This window comes from Gordonibacter sp., assembly GCF_036667095.1.
GTDB lineage: Bacteria > Actinomycetota > Coriobacteriia > Coriobacteriales > Eggerthellaceae > Gordonibacter.
Map to the genome: position 1 here is coordinate 24,433 of NZ_JAVWUP010000005.1, position 20,913 is coordinate 45,345.

The following is a 20,913-nucleotide window of genomic DNA, read 5'->3' on the forward strand; positions in this document are numbered from 1 at the left end:
TGTCGGTCCGCTCGACTTGGCAAGCCTGGAATTGAAGGGCGGAAAATACCCTTGCCGGTGTATGGCGCTTGATAGGTGCGTCGCGTAGTATGGATGCATGGAAAACTTTTTGGTGAACAATCGTCCGATGTCGCCCAAGGACTGGGGCATCGATGTGGCCCTCGCCGTGGCCGCGCTTCTTTTCGGCTGCGTGCAGCTCATGGTCACCTCGTCGTCGCTTGTAGTCCATGACCTGGCGCTGCGCCAATACTTGGGTACGGTGAACGTGGTGCCCGATGCCTCGGTGTTCGTGGCGTTGGCGCTTACCACGCTGCCGCTTGTGGCGCGCAGGAGGTTTCCTTGGCCGGTGTTCCTGTTTGTCATGGTGGTGTTTTTGGGACTGCAAAGCTCGTTTCGCGGACTTTCCCTTACGATGATCGGGCCCGCGGTGGCGCTCTATACCATTGCCAGCGAGCGGGGGCGCGTCGAGGCGCTGGTGGCCGCCGTTTTGGCGGTGGGCGGGCTGCTCTTTGTGGACATGTCGGCGCGTACGGCCAGCCTGATCTTCTTCACGCGCTTCCAGAACATCGCGTTTGCCGCTGCGGCGGCCTTGGCCGGCTACGCATATCGCACGCACCGCGCCTACGTGGTCGAAACCGAGCAGCGGGCCCTTGAGGCGGAGCGCGCCTGCGGGGAAGAGGCGGCACGTCGGGTGGAGGAGGCGCGCGTGCGCATTGCGCGCGAGGTGCACGATATCACGGCTCACTCGCTGTCGGCCGTGAGCATTCAGGCGGCTGCTGCTGAACGGCTGATCGACCGCGATCCCGAGGCGGCGAAGCAGGCTATTGCCACCGCACGCACGACGGCTAAGGATGCGCTTGAGGAGATACGCAGCATGATCGGCGTGCTCCGGTGTGACGACGTCGCCGAAACAGAGCCGACAGCTGGCACCGAGCGCATGGAGGACCTGGCGGTATATTTGCGGAATGCGGGCGTGGAGACGATTCTGGATAGGGGCGGCTACGACCGTTCCCGCGTGCCCGCCTATGTCGATGTGGCCCTGTACGGCATCGCGCGCGAGGCGGCCACGAATATCGTGCGTCATGCAGATGCGCGCACGGCGGTTATGCGCTTGACGCTCGATGGCAGCACGGCGCGGCTCGATATCGAGGATGACGGACGCGGTCGCGGCGATGCCGTCACGCCCGGCGGCCATGGCATCGCCGGCATGGCAGAGCGCGTGGGGCTGCTGGACGGCACGTTTTGGGCGGGCAATCGAGCTCAAGGCGGGTTCGCCGTGCGGGTGGGCCTGCCGCTGGGCGGGACGGGGGCATCTCATGTCTGAGCAGCTTATCGGCGGTAGTTTCCAGGATGACGCGTACCGTGCGGTGCAGGAGCGGCTGCGCGAGAGCAGCGCCCAGGCGGCGAGGCGTGCCGACGAACGGCGGCGCGACGACACGGTGTTGCGCGTAGTGGTTGCCGATGATCAGGATCTGGTGCGCAGCGGCTTTCGGCTTATCCTGTCGTCGTATCCTCGTCTGTTGGTGGTGGGGGAGGCGGGCGACGGGCGCCAGGCGGTCGAGCGTGTGCGCGAGACGCGACCCGATGTGGTGCTCATGGATATCCGTATGCCGGTGGAAAACGGCATCGAAGCCACCCGGGCGATCAGGGCCGATCCTCAGCTTGAGGGCACACATGTGCTCATCTTGACCACCTTCGACATCGACGAATACGTATATGATGCCCTGGCGGCCGGTGCCAGCGGGTTCATGCTGAAAGATGCCGAGCCCGACGACATTGCTGCCGCCATCGAAGTGGTGGCCAAGGGCGATGCGCTTATTCAGCCTTCGGTCATGCGCCGCCTGGTAGAGACGTTTGTGCGCACGCGCCCGGCAACGGGGCCCTCTGATGCTTCCGGCAGCGATTTTTTTGCCGTACTCACCGAGCGCGAGCGCGAAATACTGGTGTTGGTAGCCCGTGGGCTGTCCAATGATGAAATAGGGTCTGACCTGTTCATATCTCCCGCAACGGTCAAGACGCACCTTGCTCGCATCATGGCGAAACTCGATGCCCACGATCGTGCCCAGCTGGTTGTACGTGCCTACGAGGGCGGCTTGGTGAAGCCGGGCGAGCGGTGAATGTTGGAATTGTGACGATCCTCTGACGATTGGCGCAAACCTCAGTCTCCTACGCTCATATTTCCTCAATATCTCTTGCATTCGTCGGCAGGGCTGCTATGATAACGCAATGTTTAGCACTCGTTACCCAATGAGTGCTAGCAGTCACTAAGACGGAGTGGTTAAATAGAAACGTTCAACCAATTTCGGACAAGAGGCGGACGAAAGGAAGGCAAGGATATGAATTTGAAACCATTGGGTGACCGCGTCATCATCAAGCAGGACGAGGCTGAGTCGACGACGGCATCCGGTCTGTATCTGGCGACCGAAGCAAAGGAAAAGCCCCAGACGGGCACCGTGCTGGCCGTGGGTGCTGGCAAGCTGGACAAGGACGGCAACCTGCTGCCCATGCCCGTGAAAGAGGGCGACAAGGTCCTGTACGGCAAGTACGGCGGAACCGAGATCACGGTGGATGGCGAAGACGTCATGATCTTGCGTGCCGACGACTTGTACGCAGTGTTTGCATAAGGCAACCTGACGGCTTCCCGTGGCGGCCGCCTAGCCGTTCAGCCTTCTCGTCGCTTTCATGCACGGCGCGAAGGCCGCTTAGTTCAAGCTCCTCGGTGCTTCACGGCTATGCGACTCACCACGGAAACCCTGTTGTTTGAGTTGGTGCTCTACCTCCGGCGAAGCCGGAAAACCCACAAGCAGTAGGTATAAGATACGCAATCTGAAAGGAATAGCGAATCATGGCGAAAGAAATCAAATTTGAGGCCGATGCCCGCAGCGCCCTTGCTGCCGGTGTGCGTAAGCTGTCCGACGCAGTAAAGGTGACGCTTGGTCCTAAGGGCCGCTACGTGGCACTGGAGAAGTCCTATGGTGCCCCCACCATCACCAACGACGGCGTGACCGTTGCCAAGGAAGTCGAGCTGGAAGACCCCATCGAGAACATGGGCGCCCAGCTGGTGCGCGAAGTTGCCGTTAAGACCAACGACGTAGCCGGCGACGGCACGACGACCGCCACGCTGCTGGCCGATGTCATCGTGTCCGAGGGCCTGCGCAACGTAACCGCCGGTGCCGATGCCCTGGGCATCCGCCGCGGTATCCAGAAGGCCACCGACGCCGTTGTGGAGGCCATCAAGGCCGACGCTACCCCGGTGTCCACGGAAGCCCAGATCGCCAACGTCGGCACCATTTCTGCCGGCGATTCCGAGATCGGCTCCAAGATCGCTGCAGCCATGGAGGCTGTGGGCAAGGATGGCGCCATTTCCGTCGAGGAGAGCCAGACGTTCGGCCTGGAGATGAACATCGTCGAGGGCATGCAGTACGAGCGCGGCTACATCTCGCCGTACATGGCCACCGACATGGAGAAGATGGAGGCCGTGCTGAACGACCCCTACATCCTGCTCACCGACCAGAAAGTCACCAGCATCCAGGACATGGTGCCGTTGCTGGAAGACATCATGAAGTCCGGCCGCCCGCTGTTCATCGTTGCTGAAGACGTCGAGGGTGAGGCGCTGGCCACCATCCTGCTGAACAAGTTGCGCGGCACGTTCAACTGCGTCGCCATCAAGGCCCCCGGCTTCGGCGACCGTCGCAAGCGCATCCTCGAGGACATCGCGGCCGTCACGGGCGCCCAGGTCATCGACAAGGACTTCGGTATGACCATGGCCGACGCCCGCGTCGACATGCTGGGCCATGCCAAGACGGTCAAGGTCACCAAGGACGCCGCCCTTATCGTGGACGGTGCTGGCGAGAAGAAGAACATCGAGGACCGCATCACCCAGATCAAGGCCGAGCTGGAGCGCGTCGATTCCGACTTCGACCGCGAGAAGCTGCAGGAGCGTCTGGCGAAGCTGTCCGGCGGCGTGGCGGTGCTGAAGGTGGGCGCTGCGACCGAGTCCGAGCTCAAGGAGAAGAAGGCCCGTATCGAGGATGCCCTGCAGGCAACCCGTGCGGCGGTGGAAGAAGGCATCGTTGCCGGCGGCGGCGTGGCGCTGGTGGACGTGCTTCCCGTGCTGGATACGGTGGAGGCTGTCGACAAGGACGAAGAGGTCGGCGTGGCTATCATCCGTAAGGCGCTCGAGGCTCCGATGCGCGCCATCGCCCAAAACGCTGGCTTCGAGGGCAGCGTCGTGGTCGAGCACGTGAAGGGCATGGGCAAGGGCGAAGGCCTGAACTGCGCTAACGGCGAGTACGGCAACATGATCGAGATGGGCGTGAACGATCCGGTCAAGGTGACCCGCACGGCTCTGCAGTCCGCTGCTTCCGTTGCGGCCCTCATCCTCATCACCGAGGCCACCATCAACGACATTCCGAAGGACGGTCCGGACCTGTCTGCGCTGGCCGGTGCCGGCGGCGGCATGGGCGGTATGATGTAAGTTCGCAGAACCTTCTGCGAACCGAACCAAAAAGGAGAGCCCGCGTCAAGCAGGCTCTCCTTTTGTGTGCCGGAGCACAGTGCGTTTTTAGCAGGTGATAGCCCGGAGCCGCTTACCCGACTCTACTTCTGACGTTTGGCGAGAACCCTCTTCATGAATTTCGAGGTGGGGAAATATTCGCTTACCATGATGGCAAAGAAGATCAATATGAACCCGAATACCATCTGCGAGCTGAGAACCTCGCCGAGCAGCAACACGCTGAACGCTACGCCGAACACCGACTCGGTGGCCAGGAACAGCGAGGCGGGCGCTGGGGGGATGTGCGCCAAGCCAATATTTTGCAACAAAAGGGCTATGCACGAAGCTGCAAGCACCATGTACGCCAAATTAAACAGCATGTCCGGGCTGAACTGCTCGGGCGTGGGCCACGGCTCGGATACCGCACCCCAGGCCAGGCCCATAAGGCCGGCCACGATGAACTGCAACGCGGTCAGTACCAGGATGTCGCGCCCCGGCGCTAGCTTGGAAGTAAGGGCTAAGTGCGCGCCCAGGAACAAGGCGGAAGCAAGGGTGATGCTGTCGCCGAGACCCAAGGAAAACGAAGCCGACGATTGCAGCGATACCAGCCCCACGCCCAGGATGCAGATGGCTGCAGCCGAGATATTGTAGACCGAGGGGCGCTTGTGCAGGATGGCCCACGAAAGGAACGGGACGAGTACGCAGTAGGTGGCTGTTAAGAAAGAGCTTTTGGAAGCAGTGGTGTAGGCAAGTCCGGTTGAATTGAGCAGATACGACATCCCTACGAATACGCCCAGCAGCGCACCTGTTTTCAGATGGTCGGCGTTCAGGGTGCGCACCATGCGCGGCAACAGCGCCACCGAAAGCACGATGCCTGCAGCAAGAAAGCGAATGCCCACCAGCCATCCCGGCGGAAACGAGGCAACCGTATCCTTGATGACGACCGTGCTCAGACCCCAGATTGCCGCTGCTGCGATAAGCAGTGCTGCATATATCCAGCGGGGAAGTTGTCTTTTCTCTGAGTTCATGGGTCAGAAGTATAGCAGGGGATTGTCTTATGGCTGGCGACAGTGCTGCTTTTCATGACCATTCGCCTACGTTGAAGGCCGGAGCCGTCCGGAGGGGTACAATACTTCTTCATGGAATCGTTTCCCGACATAATGCGGCATGTGCTGACCCATTCGGTTGGCGACACACTGTATCTGATCCCGTTTCTGTTCGCCACGTATCTGCTCATGGAGTGGCTGGAGCACAAGACGGGCGGCAAGACCGAGGCTGCCATCCGGCGTGCGGGTGCGGCTGGTCCGATCGCGGGCGCGCTTCTGGGCGTGGTGCCGCAATGCGGTTTCTCGGCGGTGGCGGCAACGTTGTGGGCGGGCCGCGTCATTACTCTGGGAACCCTGTTCGCTGTCTTTCTGTCCACGTCCGACGAGATGCTCCCCATCTTCATTGCGGAGCAGGTGCCGTTGGACGTCATCCTGAAGATACTGGGTGCCAAGGTCGTCATCGGCATGGTCATGGGCTTCGTCGTGGATGCCGCCGTGCGCATCGCGCGCCGCGAAAGCAAGAAACTGCGTATCCATGAGCTGTGCGAGCAGGACAACTGCGGCTGTAACGGCGATTGTGCCACCTGCGAGGAAAGCCCCGAGCTTGCCTATGACTTCGAGCACGACGAGGACCACGACCACGACCACGAGCACGGCTCCATCGTGCGCTCGGCGCTGCGGCATACGCTGCGGGTCGCGGTGTTCATCTTCGTTATCACCATCGTGCTGAACGGCGTGCTGGAAGTGGTTGGTGAGGACGTGCTCGCCGACTTCTTGGGATCGAACCCGGTGCTGTCGGTGTTCGGGTCGGCGCTGGTGGGCCTCGTGCCCAATTGCGCAGCCAGCATCGTTATCGCGCAGCTCTACGTCGAGGGCGCGCTGGGCTCGGGTGCCATGCTCGCCGGCTTGCTGGTCTCTGCCGGCGTGGGCCTGCTGGTGCTGGTGCGCACGAACCGCCGCGTGCGGGAGAACCTCATGGTTATCGTGGCGCTGTACGCGATGGGCGTGTTCTGGGGCCTCGTGGTGAACGCGCTGGGGATCGTGTTTTAGAACGCCAAGCTCGTCCTGAAAATGCGAAAACTAGTACTTTTACGTCCTTGTTTTGCAACGTGCTCTAGCGGGCATTCGGGCCTGACATTGGCGGGGCTTTGGGTTAGCATATCGTCAAGCAAAGTATTGCAGGCGAAAAGGAGAGCGTTATGGGTAATCTGGAAGCCGGTATCACGCGCGAGGCTGCATTCGCGTTGTTGCAGGAGCACAACAAGGATCCGTTCCACCTTGAGCACGGCGAGACGGTGGAACAGACCATGCGCTACTTCGCGCACGAGTTCGACCCGGAAAACGAGGAGTTCTGGGGCATCGTGGGCCTGCTGCACGACCTGGATTGGGAAGAGCATGACGACGAGCCTGAGCTGCACACGGTGTTCGCCGCCAAGGACATCGAGGCGGCCGGCGGCTCGCCCGAGCTCATTCGCGCCATTCAGAGCCACACGTCCGATTTCAACCCCGAGCTGCCCAAGCCCGAGTTGCAGATGGAGAAGATACTGTTCGCAGCCGAGGAGCTTACGGGCCTCATCGGGGCCGCCATTGCCATGCGCCCCTCGAAGAGCGTCATGGACTTCGAGGTGAAATCGCTGAAGAAGAAGTTCAAGGACAAGCGCTTCGCTGCCGGCGTCAGCCGCGACGTCATCCGCTCCGGTGCCGAAATGCTGGGCTGGGAGCTGGATGACCTGTTCGCCCGCACGATCGTCGCCATGCAGTCGTTCGCGCCCGACAAGGACACGTTCGTCCCGGTAGCGTAAGCCAGTCCAAAAGCGCGTTTTCCTTCCGAGAGGCGGCCAAAAGGACGCCTCTCGTTGCTAATGCAACCGCAATTATCCTCATACAAAACTAATATAGCTTATTGAGAATAATTTTTTGAGAGATGATGGTCGCCCTGTTCCTTCTTGTGCGAAAGGGCGTTTGGCGCGGCATCTCTCAAACCGTTGAGGGGACGTGCGTGAAATCTGGAGGATCATCGAGGCTCCGTTTCGGGTTTTCAGCGAAGATGCTTGTCATGGGGGCTGTGCTCGTTGTGGTGTACCTGTATTCGTTCCTTATCGGCAGCGTCGATATTTCCGTGGGAACGGTGATCGATGTGTTGCGCTCGCAGCTCATGCCGGTGGAGCAGTATTGGGACGACGTCCTGGAACCTATCATGCTGAACGTCCGATTCCCCCAGATCACGCTGTCGCTTCTTATTGGTGGAGCGTTGTCGGTTTCGGGTGCCTCGTATCAGACCGTGTTTAAGAACCCTATGGTGTCCTCGGATATTTTGGGCGTGTCGGCAGGTGCCGGTTTCGGTGCTGCGGCGGCCATGCTTGCGGGCGGAACGTGGTGGGAGGTGCAGATATCGGCATTCGTATGCGGTATCGTGGCCGTGTGCGTTGCCTACTTCATCGGCGCCATATTCGGCAAGCAGAATCTGACCGTGCTCGTTCTCGCCGGCGTGGTGGTGTCGAGCTTCTTTCAGGCGCTCATTTCCATTGTCAAGACGGTTGCTGATACTGACAGCGTGTTGCCTTCCATTACCTTCTGGCTTATGGGCAGTCTGAACAAGGGCGACAATACCGATTTGCTCGTCATGCTTCCTGCGACCGTCCTGTCGACGGCGCTTCTGTTCGTGTTCCGTCACAAGATCGATGTGCTCGCGGCAGGCGAGGATGAGGCGGCGGCTATGGGAGTGAACGTGACTCTGGTCAAAGGGGTCGTCATCATTGCTTCGACCCTCATGACGGCATGCGCGGTTTCGGTGGCGGGAATTATCGGCTGGATAGGCATGGTGGTTCCCCATATAGCGCGCACGGTGACGGGTGCGTCCTATGCAAAGCTGGTTGCGGGCTCGTTTGTTATCGGCGGCATCTTCCTGGTGCTTATCGATGACATCGTGCGTGCCTCCTTCGCTGATCTTCCGCTTGGGGTGCTCACGGCGCTCGTCGGTACGCCGGTCTTCGTGTTCCTCTTGGTGCGCACGCGGAGGGAGTGGGCCTGATGTTTGCCGTCGAAGACATCCGTTTTTCCTACCATGCGCGCAGGGAGGTACTCAAGGGCGTGACGTTTTGTCTGGAGAAAGGCGAGATACTGTGCCTCTTGGGATCGAATGGCACGGGCAAGACCACGCTTTTGCGCTGCCTGCTCGGGTTCTCGAAGCCCCAGCACGGAAGCGTTTCGATCGATGGCCGAGATGTTTCGGCCATGCGTGTGGGCAAGCGCGCCCGTTACCTGGCCTATGTTCCGCAATCCTCGGAGCTCGCCTTTCCCTATCAGGCGAAAGAAGTGGTGCTCATGGGGCGCGTCTCTCACCTTGCCGTCGGCGCTGCGCACGCGGCTGCCGACAAGCAGGCAGCCCTCGACGCAATGGAGAGGCTTCAGATAGCGCATTTGGCATCTCGGCGCTATCAGGAGCTTTCGGGCGGTGAAAAGCAGATGGTGCTGGTGGCACGCGCCTTGGCACAAGAGGCGCAGCTGTTGGTGATGGATGAGCCCACGGCGAACCTCGACTACCACAACCAGGTAAAGATACTCGTGGCTATCAAGCATCTGGCCCAGCAAGGACTCGGCATCCTCATGACATCCCATTACCCCGATCACGCCTTTCTCGCTTGCTCCAAAGTGGCGCTTATGCGGGAAGGGCGTATCGTCGCGCTGGGGGCACCTGATGACGTGGTTACGAGTGAGAGCCTGACCGCGCTTTACAATACGCCGGTTCATGTGGCGCGTGCCGATATGGGTGGTTTCTCGATAAAAACCTGCATTCCTTTGCTCGACGAGGCGCTGTCCCTTAGTGCTTTGGAGGAAGAAGATACCAATCCGACCCAGAAAGGATCGACCGTATGAAATATGCAATGACCAGGAGGACGGCGCTTCAAACCGCAGTTGGCGCAATGCTTGCGGCGGCGCTTGGATGCATGGGGCTTGCCGGCTGCTCGGCGCCTGCCGAGCAGCAGAAAAGCGAGCCGGCACCCGTCCAGCAGCAAGAGCCGCAAACTCGCACCGTCACCGATATGGCCGGACGCAGCGTGGAGCTTCCGATCGATGTCAAGAGCGTCGCCACGTTCGGCTCCGTAGGCGTGCTCAATGCGTTCGTGGAATGTATGGGCAAAGGCGATCTCATCGCAAACGAGATGCCTGCTAACTTCACGAAAAGCGACAAGTGGGCCATGCAGTACCAGTTCGCCCCGCAGATCAAGAACGGACCGGTGCTCGAAACGGCGGACGGCGTAGACATGGAGGCCACCATGTCGCTGAATCCCGATCTGTGCATCACTATGATGGAGGATATAGCGCAGCAACTTGAGGAAGCGGGGCTAAATGTCATCGTGCTCACCTGGAACGACACTGAGGACGTGAAGAAGGCTGTCGATCTTATGGGTCAGATCCTGGGTGCCGAGGATCGCGCGGCCGATTACCGCACGTACTTCGACGAAACCGTTGCCAAGGCTACGGATCGCACGTCCAAGCTGGCGGATGCCGATAAACTCGCCGTTCTCTACGGCGACGTGGAATCGCTGACGAACCCCCACGTGATATCCGAATGGTGGATCGATGCCGCCGGGGGCAAGAGCGTGACGGCCGAAACGCACAAGAAGAACTCCCTCGAATACACGATGGAAGAATTGCTGGCGTGGCAGCCCCAGGTGGTTTTCTCCAGCAGCATCAACGTCGATGCGCTTTACGCCAATGCGAACATCGCCAGCCTTCCGGCTGTTGCGGACAAGCGCATCTATGCGGTGCCGACGGTCGCCCATGTATGGGGCAACCGCACGGTCGAACAACCGTTGACGGTGCTGTGGGCCATGAACAAGCTGTATCCCGAGCTCTACTCTGAAACTGAGCTTTCGGGAGACATCAAATACTTCTACAGTCATTTCTTCAATTACCAAATGTCCGATGCGGAAATCAAGGGCATCATCAACTACCAGTAGTCCTTCCTTGCGCGCCCCGGCTTTTGCGAGCCGGGGCGCGCACCCTCCGACTGAATAGGATCGAAGATGTATAAGGTTGCCATCTACGGCAAAGGGGGCATCGGCAAGTCTACGACGACCTGCAACCTTGCAGCGGCGTTGGCTGCGCAGGGATTCACGGTCATGCAAATCGGGTGCGACCCGAAGGCGGATTCAACCCATCTGCACCGAGGCGGCGATGCTCTGCCTGCCGTGCTCGACTGCATGAGGGAGGGGGGCGCCCTCGATCTCTCCCGGATAGTGCGCCGTGCGGATAACGGGGTGCTGTGCGTTGAGGCGGGCGGTCCTGTGCCGGGTATCGGATGTGCGGGCCGCGGCATTATCGCGGCGTTCGAGGCGCTTGAAAAACTGCATGCCTACGAGACGTACCAGCCCGATTTCGTGCTCTACGATGTGTTGGGGGATGTGGTATGCGGCGGGTTCGCCCTGCCGTTGCGTGGCGACTACGCCGATGAGGTGCTTATCGTCACCTCGGGCGAGATGATGTCTTTGTATGCTGCCAGCAATATCATGCACGCCATCGATCATTTCAAGAAGCGCGGGTATGCGCAGTTGCGCGGTCTGGTGGCGAATTTGCGCAACATAGATGATGAGCAGGAGAAGATAGCGCGCTTTTGCGAGGAAGAGCAAGTCGAGGTGGTGGCGACGATTCCCCGCTGCGGGCTTATCCAGCAGGCCGAGGATGCCGGCGCGACCGTGATCGAGGCGTTTGTCTCTTCCGACTTGGCATGTGCGTACCGATCCCTCGCCGACCTGGTGGCGCAAGATGCGGAAAGGAAGGGTGCCTGAGATGGCTCAGCTTTCCTACCAGATACCCGACCGGGGGCGACCGCGACGAGTGCTGCGCGTGCCCGAAAGCCATACGCTCTACCTGTGTCCGAATGCCTGCGGGCGACGGCAGGGCTTGCGTGCTTTGCGCAACGGCGTTGCTGACCACGTGTCGTTTCTGCGCTTCTCGCAGGCCGACGTAGTGCTGGGCGATTATCTCGAGCAGGTGGAAGATGCCGTGGCCACGTTGCTAGCGACGGTACGGCCGCGCCCGCAGGTATTGTCGTTGTACGTGAACTGCATCGATGACTTTTTGGGAACCGATGGCGAAAGCCTTTTGGCAGGGCTGCGCACACGGTTTCCGGAAACGCGGTTTTTGCTGTCCCATATCAACCCTATCGCTGCGGATGTGCAAAGCTCGACCGCCCAGAGAATCCACGCCAACCTCTACGCGCTGCTGGAACCGCGTGCGCATAAGGATGCGGGGGTGAATCTGGTGGGTGGTTTCGAGCCGCTTGCAGCCGACTGCGAGCTTTACGACGTGCTCCGTGGGGCGCAGGCAGGCCCGATTCGCCAGATAGTTACTTCGGTGTCGTATGGCGATTATGCGCGTATGGCTTCGAGTATGCTCACGTTGAGCCTGTCTCATCTGGGAGACGCGGCCGCGTCGGATATGGAGTCGCGGTTGGGCATCCCCAGCTTTCGCTGGCCTGCAAGCTATGACCTCGATGAGATAGAACGGCGCTACGAAGAGCTCGCTTTGGCGCTGCGAAGTAATCCCGTGGATTGTGCCGGATATCGTGCGCGCGCTGAGCAGGCAGTGGCGTGGGCGCGGGAGGCAGTGGGTGACCTTCCGATTGCAGTGGATTCGTCATCGTCCATGATGCCGTTTTCGCTGGCGCTCGCCCTTCGGGCGTACGGGTTCAACGTGAGGGCGGTGTTCGGGCTTCATCTGAAGGGATGCGACGATGAGGCCGAGGCGCGGCTTATGGCTGAATGCCCCGAGATCATGGTCGTGCGGCGTGAGAGCTACGAGGCTCTTTGCGGCTACGGAATGGGTGAGCGCTGGGTTGCAGTGGGCAGTGACGCGGGATTCTTGCTGCACGCGCGCCACCTGGCCGATCTGTACCATGACGAGGGCTGCTTCGGGTTTCACGGCGTGGAACGCTTGATGATGGAGCTTGCCGCTGCGGTCGGCCGCACGCAGGAATGGATCATCTGATGGCGCGCTTGTCTTTGTATCTCCCCCCGTTTGCGGGCGATTATGCGGGAGCGTGTTCGACGCTGTTCGGGCTGGATTGCCTTATCGTCATCGTGGATGCGGGCTGCTGCACGCGCAACTATGTGGAATACGACGAGACTCGCTGGGCGCGTCGGCGAAAAAGCGCGTTCTCCGCCCAGTTGCGCACCCTCGACGCGGTGCTGGGGGACGATTCGCGCATCATTGCTGAGACGCTCGAAGTGGCGCGAGAATTGCATCCTGCCGCCATCGCCCTAGTCGGCACACCGGTGCCGGCTATCGTGGGCATGGACTTGGCGGGTATGGCCTACGAGATCGAGCAGGTATCCGGCGTGCCCTCGCTGGGTCTTGCGACTTCGGGGTTTGAAACCTATGAGCAGGGAGCTTCGCTTGCGCTCGAGGCCCTTTGCCGTCGGTTTGCGGTTGGCGAGCGTAGCGCAGACTCGCTTAGAGGCGGGCGCGAGACTGCTTGCGAAAGGCCCGTGGTGAACGTGCTGGGTATGACCCCTCACGATTTCGCGTCGGAGGCAAATATGGAGGCAGTCGAGAGATGCCTGGAAAAAGCGGGACTGGAGATTGGGTTCAGTACCGCGCGCAGCTTTTCGCTGGACGACGTCGAGCGTGCGGGTTGGGCGGATGCCAGCATCGTGGTGGCCTGGTCAGGCGTGGCTGCTGCGCAGCTGCTGCAAGACCGGTGTGGCGTACCGTATCTCGCGGCCTGTCCTTTCGGAGACGACGACTGCCAAGCAATCGCGCGCGAGGTGCGCGGCGAACATTTTCGGCCGCTTTGGGCTGTAATCGGGGATGGCGCGAACGGTCCGAGCGCAGCCGAAGGAGAATCCGCATCGTGCAACCCTCCGGTGCTTTTGGTGGGGGATCAGGTGGTCATGAACTCGCTGCGTCCCCACGTGCGTGCGCGGCTTTCCTGGGCGGGCATCGAGCGTCCCGTGGTGGTGGGCACGTTCTTCTCCTCGGAGCGAACGTGGGCGGAGTCCGGCGATATGTCCTTTGACGACGAATGTGCGCTCATGGCATTCGCCGAGAGCCATCCGGGTCTTGCGGTGGTGGCCGACCCGCTGTTTACGCAGATACCGGCGCTTCGCGACGCTGTCTTTTTGGAGCTTCCTCACGAAGCGGTTTCCGGGCCGCTGTTTGCAGAGCGGCTGCTGCGCTATACGGAGTCCGAGACAATCGAGGCTCTCGATGTGTTTGTGAAAAGGCTGGGTCGCTGAGGGAGGGCGACCGAAGACGAGTAAAACATGCGGATGATAGAAGAGAGGAATGCACCGATGAAATTCGAATACGAGCAAAGTGTAGAGCGTGGGGTGGCGCTGCAAGAGTTAAAGGAGCGGTGGAGGCCGCATCCGCAGGTGGAGGTGGTGCCGCTTGATCGGGCTTTTGGTCGCGTTGCTGCACATGAGGTGCACGCCGTGTGCTCGCTGCCGGTGAAGCGCTCGTCGAAGCGTGATGGCATTGCAGTGCGGGCGGCCGATTTCGTCCAAGGAGCGCCCGATACGTGCGCTTGGCGCCGCGGCATCGATTACGCCCAGGCCGATACCGGAGACGATTTCCCCGATGCGTTCGACGCGGTGATCGCGGTGGAGGATATCGTCTTCGACGAGGCCGGAGGCGTGTCCATCATAAACGATGCTCTAGAAGTGCTGCCGGGGGCGGGAGTCAATCCCTGCGGGTCTATCGTGCGCGAAGGCAGCATGGTGGTGTCGCGGCACCGGCGTTTGGCGCCGGAATCGGTCGCGGCTGCCGCCATGGGGGGTTTGGCGCAGATTCCCGTGTTCGCACGGCCGAAAGTGGCCTACCTACCTACCGGCAGCGAGTTGGTTTCCTGGGGGTCGGCTCCGAAGCGTGGTCAGAACATCGAGGTCAACAGCCTTATGGTTGCGGGCATGCTCGCTGAATGGGGCGCCGAGTGCTTTTGCTATCCCGTTGCGTGCGATGATGAGGTCGTCATCGACCGGGCGCTCGACCGGGCGCTCGAGTACGCCGATATCGTCATCGTCAACGGCGGTTCGTCGCGCGGTGAGGAGGACTTCAACGCGCGTCTACTCCAACGGCGGGGAACGTATTTTCGCCACGGAGTAAGGGCAGTTCCCGGCCGGCCGGTGGGCATGGCTCTTGTCGAGGGAAAGCCTGTGGTGAATGTGCCGGGTCCGATGCTCGCGGCATTTTTGTGCATGGACTGGCTCATCCGGGGCCTCGTGGCCCACTTCTACGACGTTCCAATGCCGCGCCGCCAGAAGGTTCGGGCGACAATAACCGAATCCGTAGCAAAGCCGAAAGGATTCGAGCGCCTCATCCGCGTTTCCCTCGCTCCCGGTGCAGAAGGAGGCTGCACCTGCTCGCTGCTTTCCGCCGGGCTGGACGTTCCGGGCACCGTGGCAGCAAGCGATGCCATGCTTGTTCTGCCTATCGAATCTGAAGGCGTTCAGGCGGGAGCAGTCGTAGAGGTTGAGTTGCTGCGCCCCTGGGAAGCGGTGCGCGCCTCATGGGATGCGGAAGTTTCGGCATGAATGGTTTTGAGGTGAGTGCGTTCAGTCAGCTGCTTGAGGAGATGGGAACGCGCCCCCCTTCGCTTGAGGAAACGATCTGGCTTTTTCGGGCGGTCGACGGGAGCGCGCAGGCACTTGCCGCATTGTGCGAAGTGGCTGCAAGGGTGCGCGATCGCGAAATGAATGGACGCGACGAAGTGGAGGCGGCCTTCAACTCGGTCGTGCCTTGCCTGCTTCGTCCGCTGTGCTGCTATTGCCCCTATTGGCGCGATGAGAATCAGGAACTTATGAGCGTCGAGGAAATTGTTCAGCAGGTGCGTTACCTCCGTGAGGAAACCGAGGTGCGCCAGTTTCATCTCAGCGGAGGTTCATTGCGTGGACCGGAGGACTGCGGTGTCGTGGGTATTGTCGAGGCTATACGGGATGCCGGATTCGTGGATATGGATGTGGTGGTGAACTGCGGTGCCTCCTTTTCCGATGCTGACCTTGCGCGATTAAAGGAACTGCGTGTCAAGCGCGTGTTTTCGGTGTTCGAGACTACGAATCCACAGGTGTTCTCTGCAACGAAGCCAGGGGACGATCTCGACGAGAAAAGGCGGTTTGCAGCGCGCATCGCGCAGGCGGGCATGGAGGTGGGTTCGGGTATCATGGCAGGATTGGGGCCGGTCGACACGCGTTTCGAAGACTATGCGAAAGCTCTTTCAGATCTTGCGGCTCTTGAAAACCTGTCCTGTGTGTACGTATCGAAGTTCAGGCATGCGGCGCGCATACTCATGAACGATCATCCGGAGTGCCCGCTCGACGAGGCGCTCGCACTTATTGCCATGGCTCGCTTGGTGCTGCGCGAAGTGCATATTCGAGCCGCCGCAGGATGGTGTGCAAAGGATCAAGTCCGCGCCACAGGGGCTGGGGCTGGGTCCATCACTATACCCTGCAGTTTCTCGAAGGGTCGCACTCATTGGGCGGCATCTGGCCGCTAGTCGTCCGTAAGGCAGAAAACGTTGCGCTCGAACGAGATCATGCCTTCGTGGCGCATGCTCCCTAGCTCGCGAGAGAGGGCGCTTCGTTCGATGTACAGGTAATCCGCCAGCTCTTGGCGATTGTAGGGAATGCTGAACGTGCGCGTTCCGGCTTCGTGGGATTGCTCGCGCAGGAAAGCGAGCACCTTTTCGCGCGTGGACCGGTGGGCGAGGGTGTCGAGCCGCTTGAGGAACCCGAGGTTCGTGTCGGCGAGCGATTGGACGAGATTACCTTTGATGAGGTTGATGTACTTGATGCAGCAGGCACAACCCTCGATTTTTTGAGAAATGCTGAAATCGAAGGTTGTGCAAGGCTCGGTTGCCACAATGTCCAGGCCATTTGCCTGGCGGAACTGCGGCGACATATCGCTTTCGATCACCGATCCGTTTCGGTAGCTTCCCAGGATGGAGCGGTTTCCTTCGATATCGTAGCGCAAGATGAGTGCCGCCCCGCTTGTGAGGTAGCGCGTACATGTTGGGGTGGAATCGCGATCGGCCAGCAGATCGCCCTTGTCGAAATGGGATAGACGGGCGTCGAGGCAGCGCAGAACGGCTCGATGCTTTTCGGAAGGTATTCCTTTGAGCAGCTCGAGAGAGTCTATAGGCAGATCGGCGATTTGTTGGGGAAGGGTATCCACGGCATCTCTTCACTCCTGATTATATTCTTGTCTAAGTATAATATAGAAGTGCGGATATGCGAACCCCTCAGCTTGTCGCCGCACTGTTCGTCAGGTGGGTCTGTCGCTCTGTCCGACATAGCTCTGATCGTTTATCGTAGAGATCAAGGTCTCGCGCCTCGAAATGTTCTCCCTCAGACGTTGCAGGGGGCGATGGGCGGTTGGGCACTAAGCGGGACTTTGCCGCTGGGTGGCAGCTGCTGCCTCCGGTGCGTCTGCTTCCGCGGCCTTTCTCGCTGCCCGCTTGTCGTCACGGTAGAATGCTGTCAGCACTAGGTCCGCTGCCGAGCATGCTGCCACAAGGATGAACATGTTGCGGAACCCGTCGCTCAAAGTGGTTTGGTACCTATCTTCGATGGTCCCGGCTTTCGCGTCGATGGCGGAAAGGTAGTTCTGCTTCGCGCCATCGAGTGCCTGGGGCATGCCGTCCTTCATCTTCTGCAAGAAGATGCTTGCCAGGTAGATGTACTTGCGTCCGAATTTATCGGCCAGCTTTCCCATGACGGGAATGGCTGCTGCGTAGGCCAACGTGTAGATGGTGATCATCCAAATGCCCAGCTGTTCGTCTATCTGCAAGTCATCTTAGATGACGGTACGGGCTGGGGTGACGATGCCGGTGTCCAGAGCGCCGATGAACAGGCCTAACAGATACAAAATAACCTTGACAAGTATCTTGTTTTCTCGCTTCGGATGCGTACCGGTGTCTCGCGCTTCGTCGGGGTGTTTGGCGGTGTGATGTCGAGCTGCGTACTCGACATCACACCGGCTTGCCTGCAGGAAGCTTTGTCCTACTTGGTCGGTGGTGCCGTGGGTACGGTGGGCACCTTGGGGGCCGAAGGGACTCCCGGGGCGGATGGTGCTGTGGGACTCGGCGATGTGCCCGGTGCCGAGGGTGCGCCCGGTGCGCCGGGCGCCGGCGGGGCACCGGGAACGGTGGGAGCCGCCTTGCTAGGATCTTGTTCGACGGAGGGGGGTCTGAAGCACATGGAGGTGTCTCCTTTCGGATGTGCGGCGATAGGTGTGCGCCGTCGGTTCGGATGTTGCAAGTTCGATGCGGGTGCGGCAGGGACACCGTCCAAGACGGTGCCTCCACCGCAGAACCACGCTATTCCTTGTTAGCTTTCTCGCGTACGAAGATCGAGCATACGAGGCCGACGACGGCTAGGGGCACGCAGAACATCAGCGATGCGGTATTCCAGTCCCAGGCCAAGCTTGCTGCCAAGACGGGGAACACGGCCGATCCGACGACAATGCCGATATTCTGCAAAAACGCGACGATGGCCATGCTGAAGCCGATCTTTTCAGGCTGATGCGTGAGCTCCGGGATGATGGAGAACGTGCCGGTAGCAGCGGATGCCGAGAAGAACGAGTAGCCGATCAGGAACACGTAGATAAGCGCCAGGTTGTTCCCGAAGCCGAATGCCAGGAATGCGGCTGCTCCGGCAAAGGCAAATACCAGCAAACCCTTGCGCGTGCCCAGCTTGTCGGACACCACGCCCGAGATCGGTCCCAAGAACAGCACGCAGATGTTCGTGATGCTGGCCACGAAGCCGGCGGTCTGCGGGTCCATGGCGTGCACGGTCTGCAAGAAGGTGGGGTAGAACCCGCCGATGGCTCCGGCGTTGAACATGTTCCACACCATGAAGCCGATGGCTACCAGCAGAATGCTGCGCATATCGGGCTTGCGCAGTGCGGCAGCAGGTGCTCCGGCTTCCTCGGCGGTCTTTTCTGCGGGCGGCTGGGCATAACACAAGGCGGCGAACACCAGGGCTGCTACCGACAGCACTGCCGCCATCCACCACACCGAGCGCCAGCCCAGCGCCGCAGACAGCGCCGGGGCAGTGTTGAATGCGAACACGGTTCCAGCGGGGAACCATACGGCCCAAAGCCCCATGGCAAGGCCCTGTTTTGCGCGGGGAATGATGGTGGCGATGGCTGCGGGTCCTACGACCGAGATGAGCCCCATGCCGATGCCCTCGACTACGCGCGAGGCCAGCAGCATACCTGCGTTGGTGGCTACAGCACCGAGCGCGCTTCCTATTGCGAGGCTGGCTGCGGTGATGATAAGGCTCTTCTTGATGCCGAGCTTGTTCAGGATGGCGCCGGCGGGGAAGGCCAGCACCACGCCGATAATGCCGAACATCGACATGACCCAGCCCACGTTCTCGTCGGTGAATCCCAGCTCGGGAATGATCACGGAGAACAAGGGCGGTGCTTTGAACATGTTGTAGGCTGCCAAGATTCCGATTACGAATACCGTGGAGAAAATCAACCAACGGCGCCCCATGGAGAACGCTTGGTTCTTGTCGTTCATGGTGCCTCCTGTTTATCAAGACGGGATAGGCAGTTGTAGTCCTGGCAGTAGATCCGACTTGCATGATAGGGGCTCGACGGTTATCGGGCATCCCCCTGCGTGCTTGAAAGCTCGTTTTCGCCTCGGGTCGGAGACACTAGCTTGCGTGGTTGAGGTGCTGATTCTCTGCTGCTTCCAGATCGACTTGCTCGACGAGGTCGATAAGCTCCTGCAGCGAATGCACCTCCACCTTGCGGTAGATATTGGCGATATGGGTTTTGGCGGTGTACCCGGAAATGACAAGTGCTCCTTGGATGTAGTCGGCGTTGCGCCCTTTGGCCATGAGCGTGAAGACCTCCGACTCGCGCGGCGAAAGCGCCGAGCGCTCGCATATGATGCGGCAGCGCATTTTCCAGCGCCCGCCCGCGTGCGCCGCCTCATCGGTCCTTTCGGGTTCATTCTCGCCTTCCGATACCTGATCGGCGGGCTCGTGGGCGTAGAGCTGGTGAATCCAGTCGAGACGGCCCTCGCCCATGCTCAGCAAGGTGTACCCCAGGACAATAACCGTAGACAAGCCGCATACGGTCGGCAGGTAGTAAGAGGCGCCTCCCATAACCTTTGCTAAGGCTGCCCCTATGGCAATAAACAGCGCAAAAGCCGCGTACTCGGCTGCTCGGTTCAATCCGATGGCAAAAAAAGAGTTCAGGTCATAAGCGCGTATCAGGCGTACTACGTACACAAGCACGGTGATATCGGCGGTAATGAAGCCCATCATCACCAGGTTGCCTGCAAGATCCTTGGCGAGGGGCGAGGGCACTGCAATGAGCAGCACTCCCGTTACGAACAGCATAAGCGAGCTCCGCCGTAGTGCTTCGGCCGCCCGTTTGCCGGGAACCTTGTGGTAAGCGAGTAGGGTAAGCACTCCGGCCAACCCTGCTCCGATCACGGTGTTCGGCGAGAATATGGTGAGGATGGGTCCGCCGTCGGCCGATCCGCTTCCTTGCAGGAAGCCGAACACAGCGCCGTATACCACGAGGTTCAGCGTGCTCGCCGCGAGTGGTCGCATAGCCCCCTCGTGGTCGCGTACGCCACGTTCTCCCTGTTCGGCGCTGCGTATGGGGGTTTGCTTCATGCTGCTGGAAAGCATAAGGGTTGAGAGCACCGGCAGTACCACGAAGCAGCCCCATCCGAGCTCAGGTGTGAGATGGTGGGTGAAAAATGCGACAGCAGCACCGATTATCAGGGAGAATGCTATGTACTGAGTGGCGTAGTCGTCGGAGGACTCCGAATAGTAGTGGAGCCATGCCATAAGCAGCACGGCTTCAGTGGCGCCTGCAATGACCGTAAACACGATCATGGGGACGGCGCTCGCTTGCAGGGCGGCGAGCACGGTGCAAGCCGTCGCGACCGCTGCCAGTGCGGATACTGCGACGAGGAACCTGATGGAAAAGCCCGGCGAAGGCAGAAAATCCTTCCGTCCCAATGCAGCCAACAGCGCGAACACGCAAACCAGCGAGACGTTCAGTGCCATTTGGCGAAAGAATAGCACGTCGGGGTCGGCGTTGCCGCTCAGCGGTTGGATGAGGAAGTACAGCAGCAGGAAATGCCACCCCATGAGCATGCCGTATCCCAAAAGGCGAAACGGGATGTTCGTGTAACGCTCCCAGAAAGGTTCGCGCCCGCCGGGGTGCTCAGGCGCATCGGTCGTACTTTCGGGCGCGGTTCGGGCGGCGCGTGCTTCACATGCTTCGGATGGGCTGCTTTCTGCGACAGGTTTTCTGCTGGTGACGGACATCCCCACGTCCTACCTCTCCTTCATCACGCTGAATACCGTTTCTCGCTGTAGGCGTTTGCGGTGTTTCAAT

General features: G+C 60.3%; 20 protein-coding genes. 15 read left to right on the forward strand and 5 right to left on the reverse strand.

Annotated elements, in window-relative coordinates; all coding sequences use genetic code 11:
• The first annotated feature begins 97 nt into the window (after positions 1-97).
• The 4 genes from RR842_RS01165 (at position 98) to groL (ending at position 4,477) form a co-directional block, all read left to right on the forward strand.
• Complete coding sequence (locus RR842_RS01165; protein ID WP_332511596.1) at positions 98-1,324, forward strand: sensor histidine kinase; 1,227 nt, start codon at positions 98-100, stop codon at positions 1,322-1,324.
• Entirely contained in the window at positions 1,317-2,117 is an 801-nt protein-coding gene (locus RR842_RS01170; protein WP_332553142.1) for a response regulator transcription factor, read from the forward strand. Before RR842_RS01165 ends, RR842_RS01170 begins: the two co-directional genes overlap by 8 nt.
• A gap of 219 nt (positions 2,118-2,336) precedes the next feature.
• Positions 2,337-2,624, forward strand: coding sequence for a co-chaperone GroES (locus RR842_RS01175; RefSeq protein ID WP_332511594.1), 288 nt, complete (start codon positions 2,337-2,339; stop codon positions 2,622-2,624).
• A 221-nt stretch (positions 2,625-2,845) separates the two neighbouring features.
• Positions 2,846-4,477: a chaperonin GroEL gene (gene groL / locus RR842_RS01180; protein WP_332511593.1), complete on the forward strand. Its 1,632-nt coding sequence runs from the start codon at positions 2,846-2,848 to the stop codon at positions 4,475-4,477.
• Positions 4,478-4,599: 122 nt separating this feature from the next.
• On the opposite strand, the gene RR842_RS01185 is transcribed toward groL, so the two are convergent.
• Positions 4,600-5,523: a DMT family transporter gene (locus tag RR842_RS01185; RefSeq protein WP_332511592.1), complete on the reverse strand. Its 924-nt coding sequence runs from the start codon at positions 5,521-5,523 to the stop codon at positions 4,600-4,602.
• A gap of 111 nt (positions 5,524-5,634) precedes the next feature.
• Here RR842_RS01185 and RR842_RS01190 point away from each other — a divergent pair, with 111 nt between their 5' ends.
• The 10 genes from RR842_RS01190 to RR842_RS01235 all read left to right on the forward strand — a co-directional run bounded on the left by RR842_RS01190 (position 5,635) and on the right by RR842_RS01235 (position 16,039).
• Positions 5,635-6,591 (forward strand): putative manganese transporter, encoded by a 957-nt coding sequence (locus RR842_RS01190; protein WP_332511591.1) that lies wholly within the window; start codon positions 5,635-5,637, stop codon positions 6,589-6,591.
• A gap of 149 nt (positions 6,592-6,740) precedes the next feature.
• A complete protein-coding gene (locus RR842_RS01195) occupies positions 6,741-7,343 on the forward strand; it encodes an HD domain-containing protein (protein ID WP_332511590.1) in 603 nt (200 codons plus the stop codon).
• Positions 7,344-7,597: 254 nt separating this feature from the next.
• Positions 7,598-8,572 (forward strand): iron ABC transporter permease, encoded by a 975-nt coding sequence (locus RR842_RS01200; protein ID WP_332511589.1) that lies wholly within the window; start codon positions 7,598-7,600, stop codon positions 8,570-8,572.
• Entirely contained in the window at positions 8,572-9,417 is an 846-nt protein-coding gene (locus RR842_RS01205; protein ID WP_332511588.1) for an ABC transporter ATP-binding protein, read from the forward strand. Before RR842_RS01200 ends, RR842_RS01205 begins: the two co-directional genes overlap by 1 nt.
• Complete coding sequence (locus RR842_RS01210; protein ID WP_332511587.1) at positions 9,414-10,505, forward strand: ABC transporter substrate-binding protein; 1,092 nt, start codon at positions 9,414-9,416, stop codon at positions 10,503-10,505. Before RR842_RS01205 ends, RR842_RS01210 begins: the two co-directional genes overlap by 4 nt.
• A gap of 66 nt (positions 10,506-10,571) precedes the next feature.
• The gene (locus RR842_RS01215; RefSeq protein WP_332511586.1) at positions 10,572-11,333 is read left to right on the forward strand and encodes a nitrogenase iron protein NifH; all 762 of its coding nucleotides are present in this window, start codon (positions 10,572-10,574) and stop codon (positions 11,331-11,333) included.
• 1 nt (position 11,334) lies between these two features.
• Positions 11,335-12,534, forward strand: a complete 1,200-nt coding sequence (locus RR842_RS01220; RefSeq protein ID WP_332511585.1) for a nitrogenase component 1 — start codon at positions 11,335-11,337, stop codon at positions 12,532-12,534.
• Positions 12,534-13,784, forward strand: coding sequence for a nitrogenase component 1 (locus tag RR842_RS01225; protein WP_332511584.1), 1,251 nt, complete (start codon positions 12,534-12,536; stop codon positions 13,782-13,784). Before RR842_RS01220 ends, RR842_RS01225 begins: the two co-directional genes overlap by 1 nt.
• Before the next feature lie 57 nt (positions 13,785-13,841).
• On the forward strand, positions 13,842-15,080 hold the full coding sequence (locus tag RR842_RS01230; RefSeq protein ID WP_332728835.1) for a molybdopterin molybdotransferase MoeA: 1,239 nt from the start codon (positions 13,842-13,844) through the stop codon (positions 15,078-15,080).
• Positions 15,077-16,039, forward strand: coding sequence for a radical SAM protein (locus RR842_RS01235; RefSeq protein ID WP_332511582.1), 963 nt, complete (start codon positions 15,077-15,079; stop codon positions 16,037-16,039). Before RR842_RS01230 ends, RR842_RS01235 begins: the two co-directional genes overlap by 4 nt.
• On the opposite strand, the gene RR842_RS01240 is transcribed toward RR842_RS01235, so the two are convergent.
• Together RR842_RS01240 and RR842_RS01245 are read right to left on the reverse strand one after the other, a co-directional pair.
• Complete coding sequence (locus tag RR842_RS01240; RefSeq protein WP_332511581.1) at positions 16,036-16,716, reverse strand: Crp/Fnr family transcriptional regulator; 681 nt, start codon at positions 16,714-16,716, stop codon at positions 16,036-16,038. The genes RR842_RS01235 and RR842_RS01240 overlap by 4 nt on opposite strands.
• Positions 16,717-16,923: 207 nt before the next feature.
• Positions 16,924-17,331: an MFS transporter gene (locus RR842_RS01245; protein ID WP_332728836.1), complete on the reverse strand. Its 408-nt coding sequence runs from the start codon at positions 17,329-17,331 to the stop codon at positions 16,924-16,926.
• 159 nt (positions 17,332-17,490) lie between these two features.
• On the opposite strand from RR842_RS01245, the gene RR842_RS01250 reads away from it, so the two are divergent.
• Positions 17,491-17,874: a hypothetical protein gene (locus RR842_RS01250; RefSeq protein WP_332728837.1), complete on the forward strand. Its 384-nt coding sequence runs from the start codon at positions 17,491-17,493 to the stop codon at positions 17,872-17,874.
• Here RR842_RS01250 and RR842_RS01255 read toward each other — a convergent pair.
• Together RR842_RS01255 and RR842_RS01260 are read right to left on the reverse strand one after the other, a co-directional pair.
• Entirely contained in the window at positions 17,861-19,069 is a 1,209-nt protein-coding gene (locus tag RR842_RS01255) for an MFS transporter (protein ID WP_332521989.1), read from the reverse strand. The two genes, RR842_RS01250 and RR842_RS01255, sit on opposite strands and share 14 nt — an antisense overlap.
• Before the next feature lie 136 nt (positions 19,070-19,205).
• Positions 19,206-20,843, reverse strand: coding sequence for a LuxR C-terminal-related transcriptional regulator (locus RR842_RS01260; protein ID WP_332728839.1), 1,638 nt, complete (start codon positions 20,841-20,843; stop codon positions 19,206-19,208).
• Between the last annotated feature and the right edge of the window lie 70 nt (positions 20,844-20,913).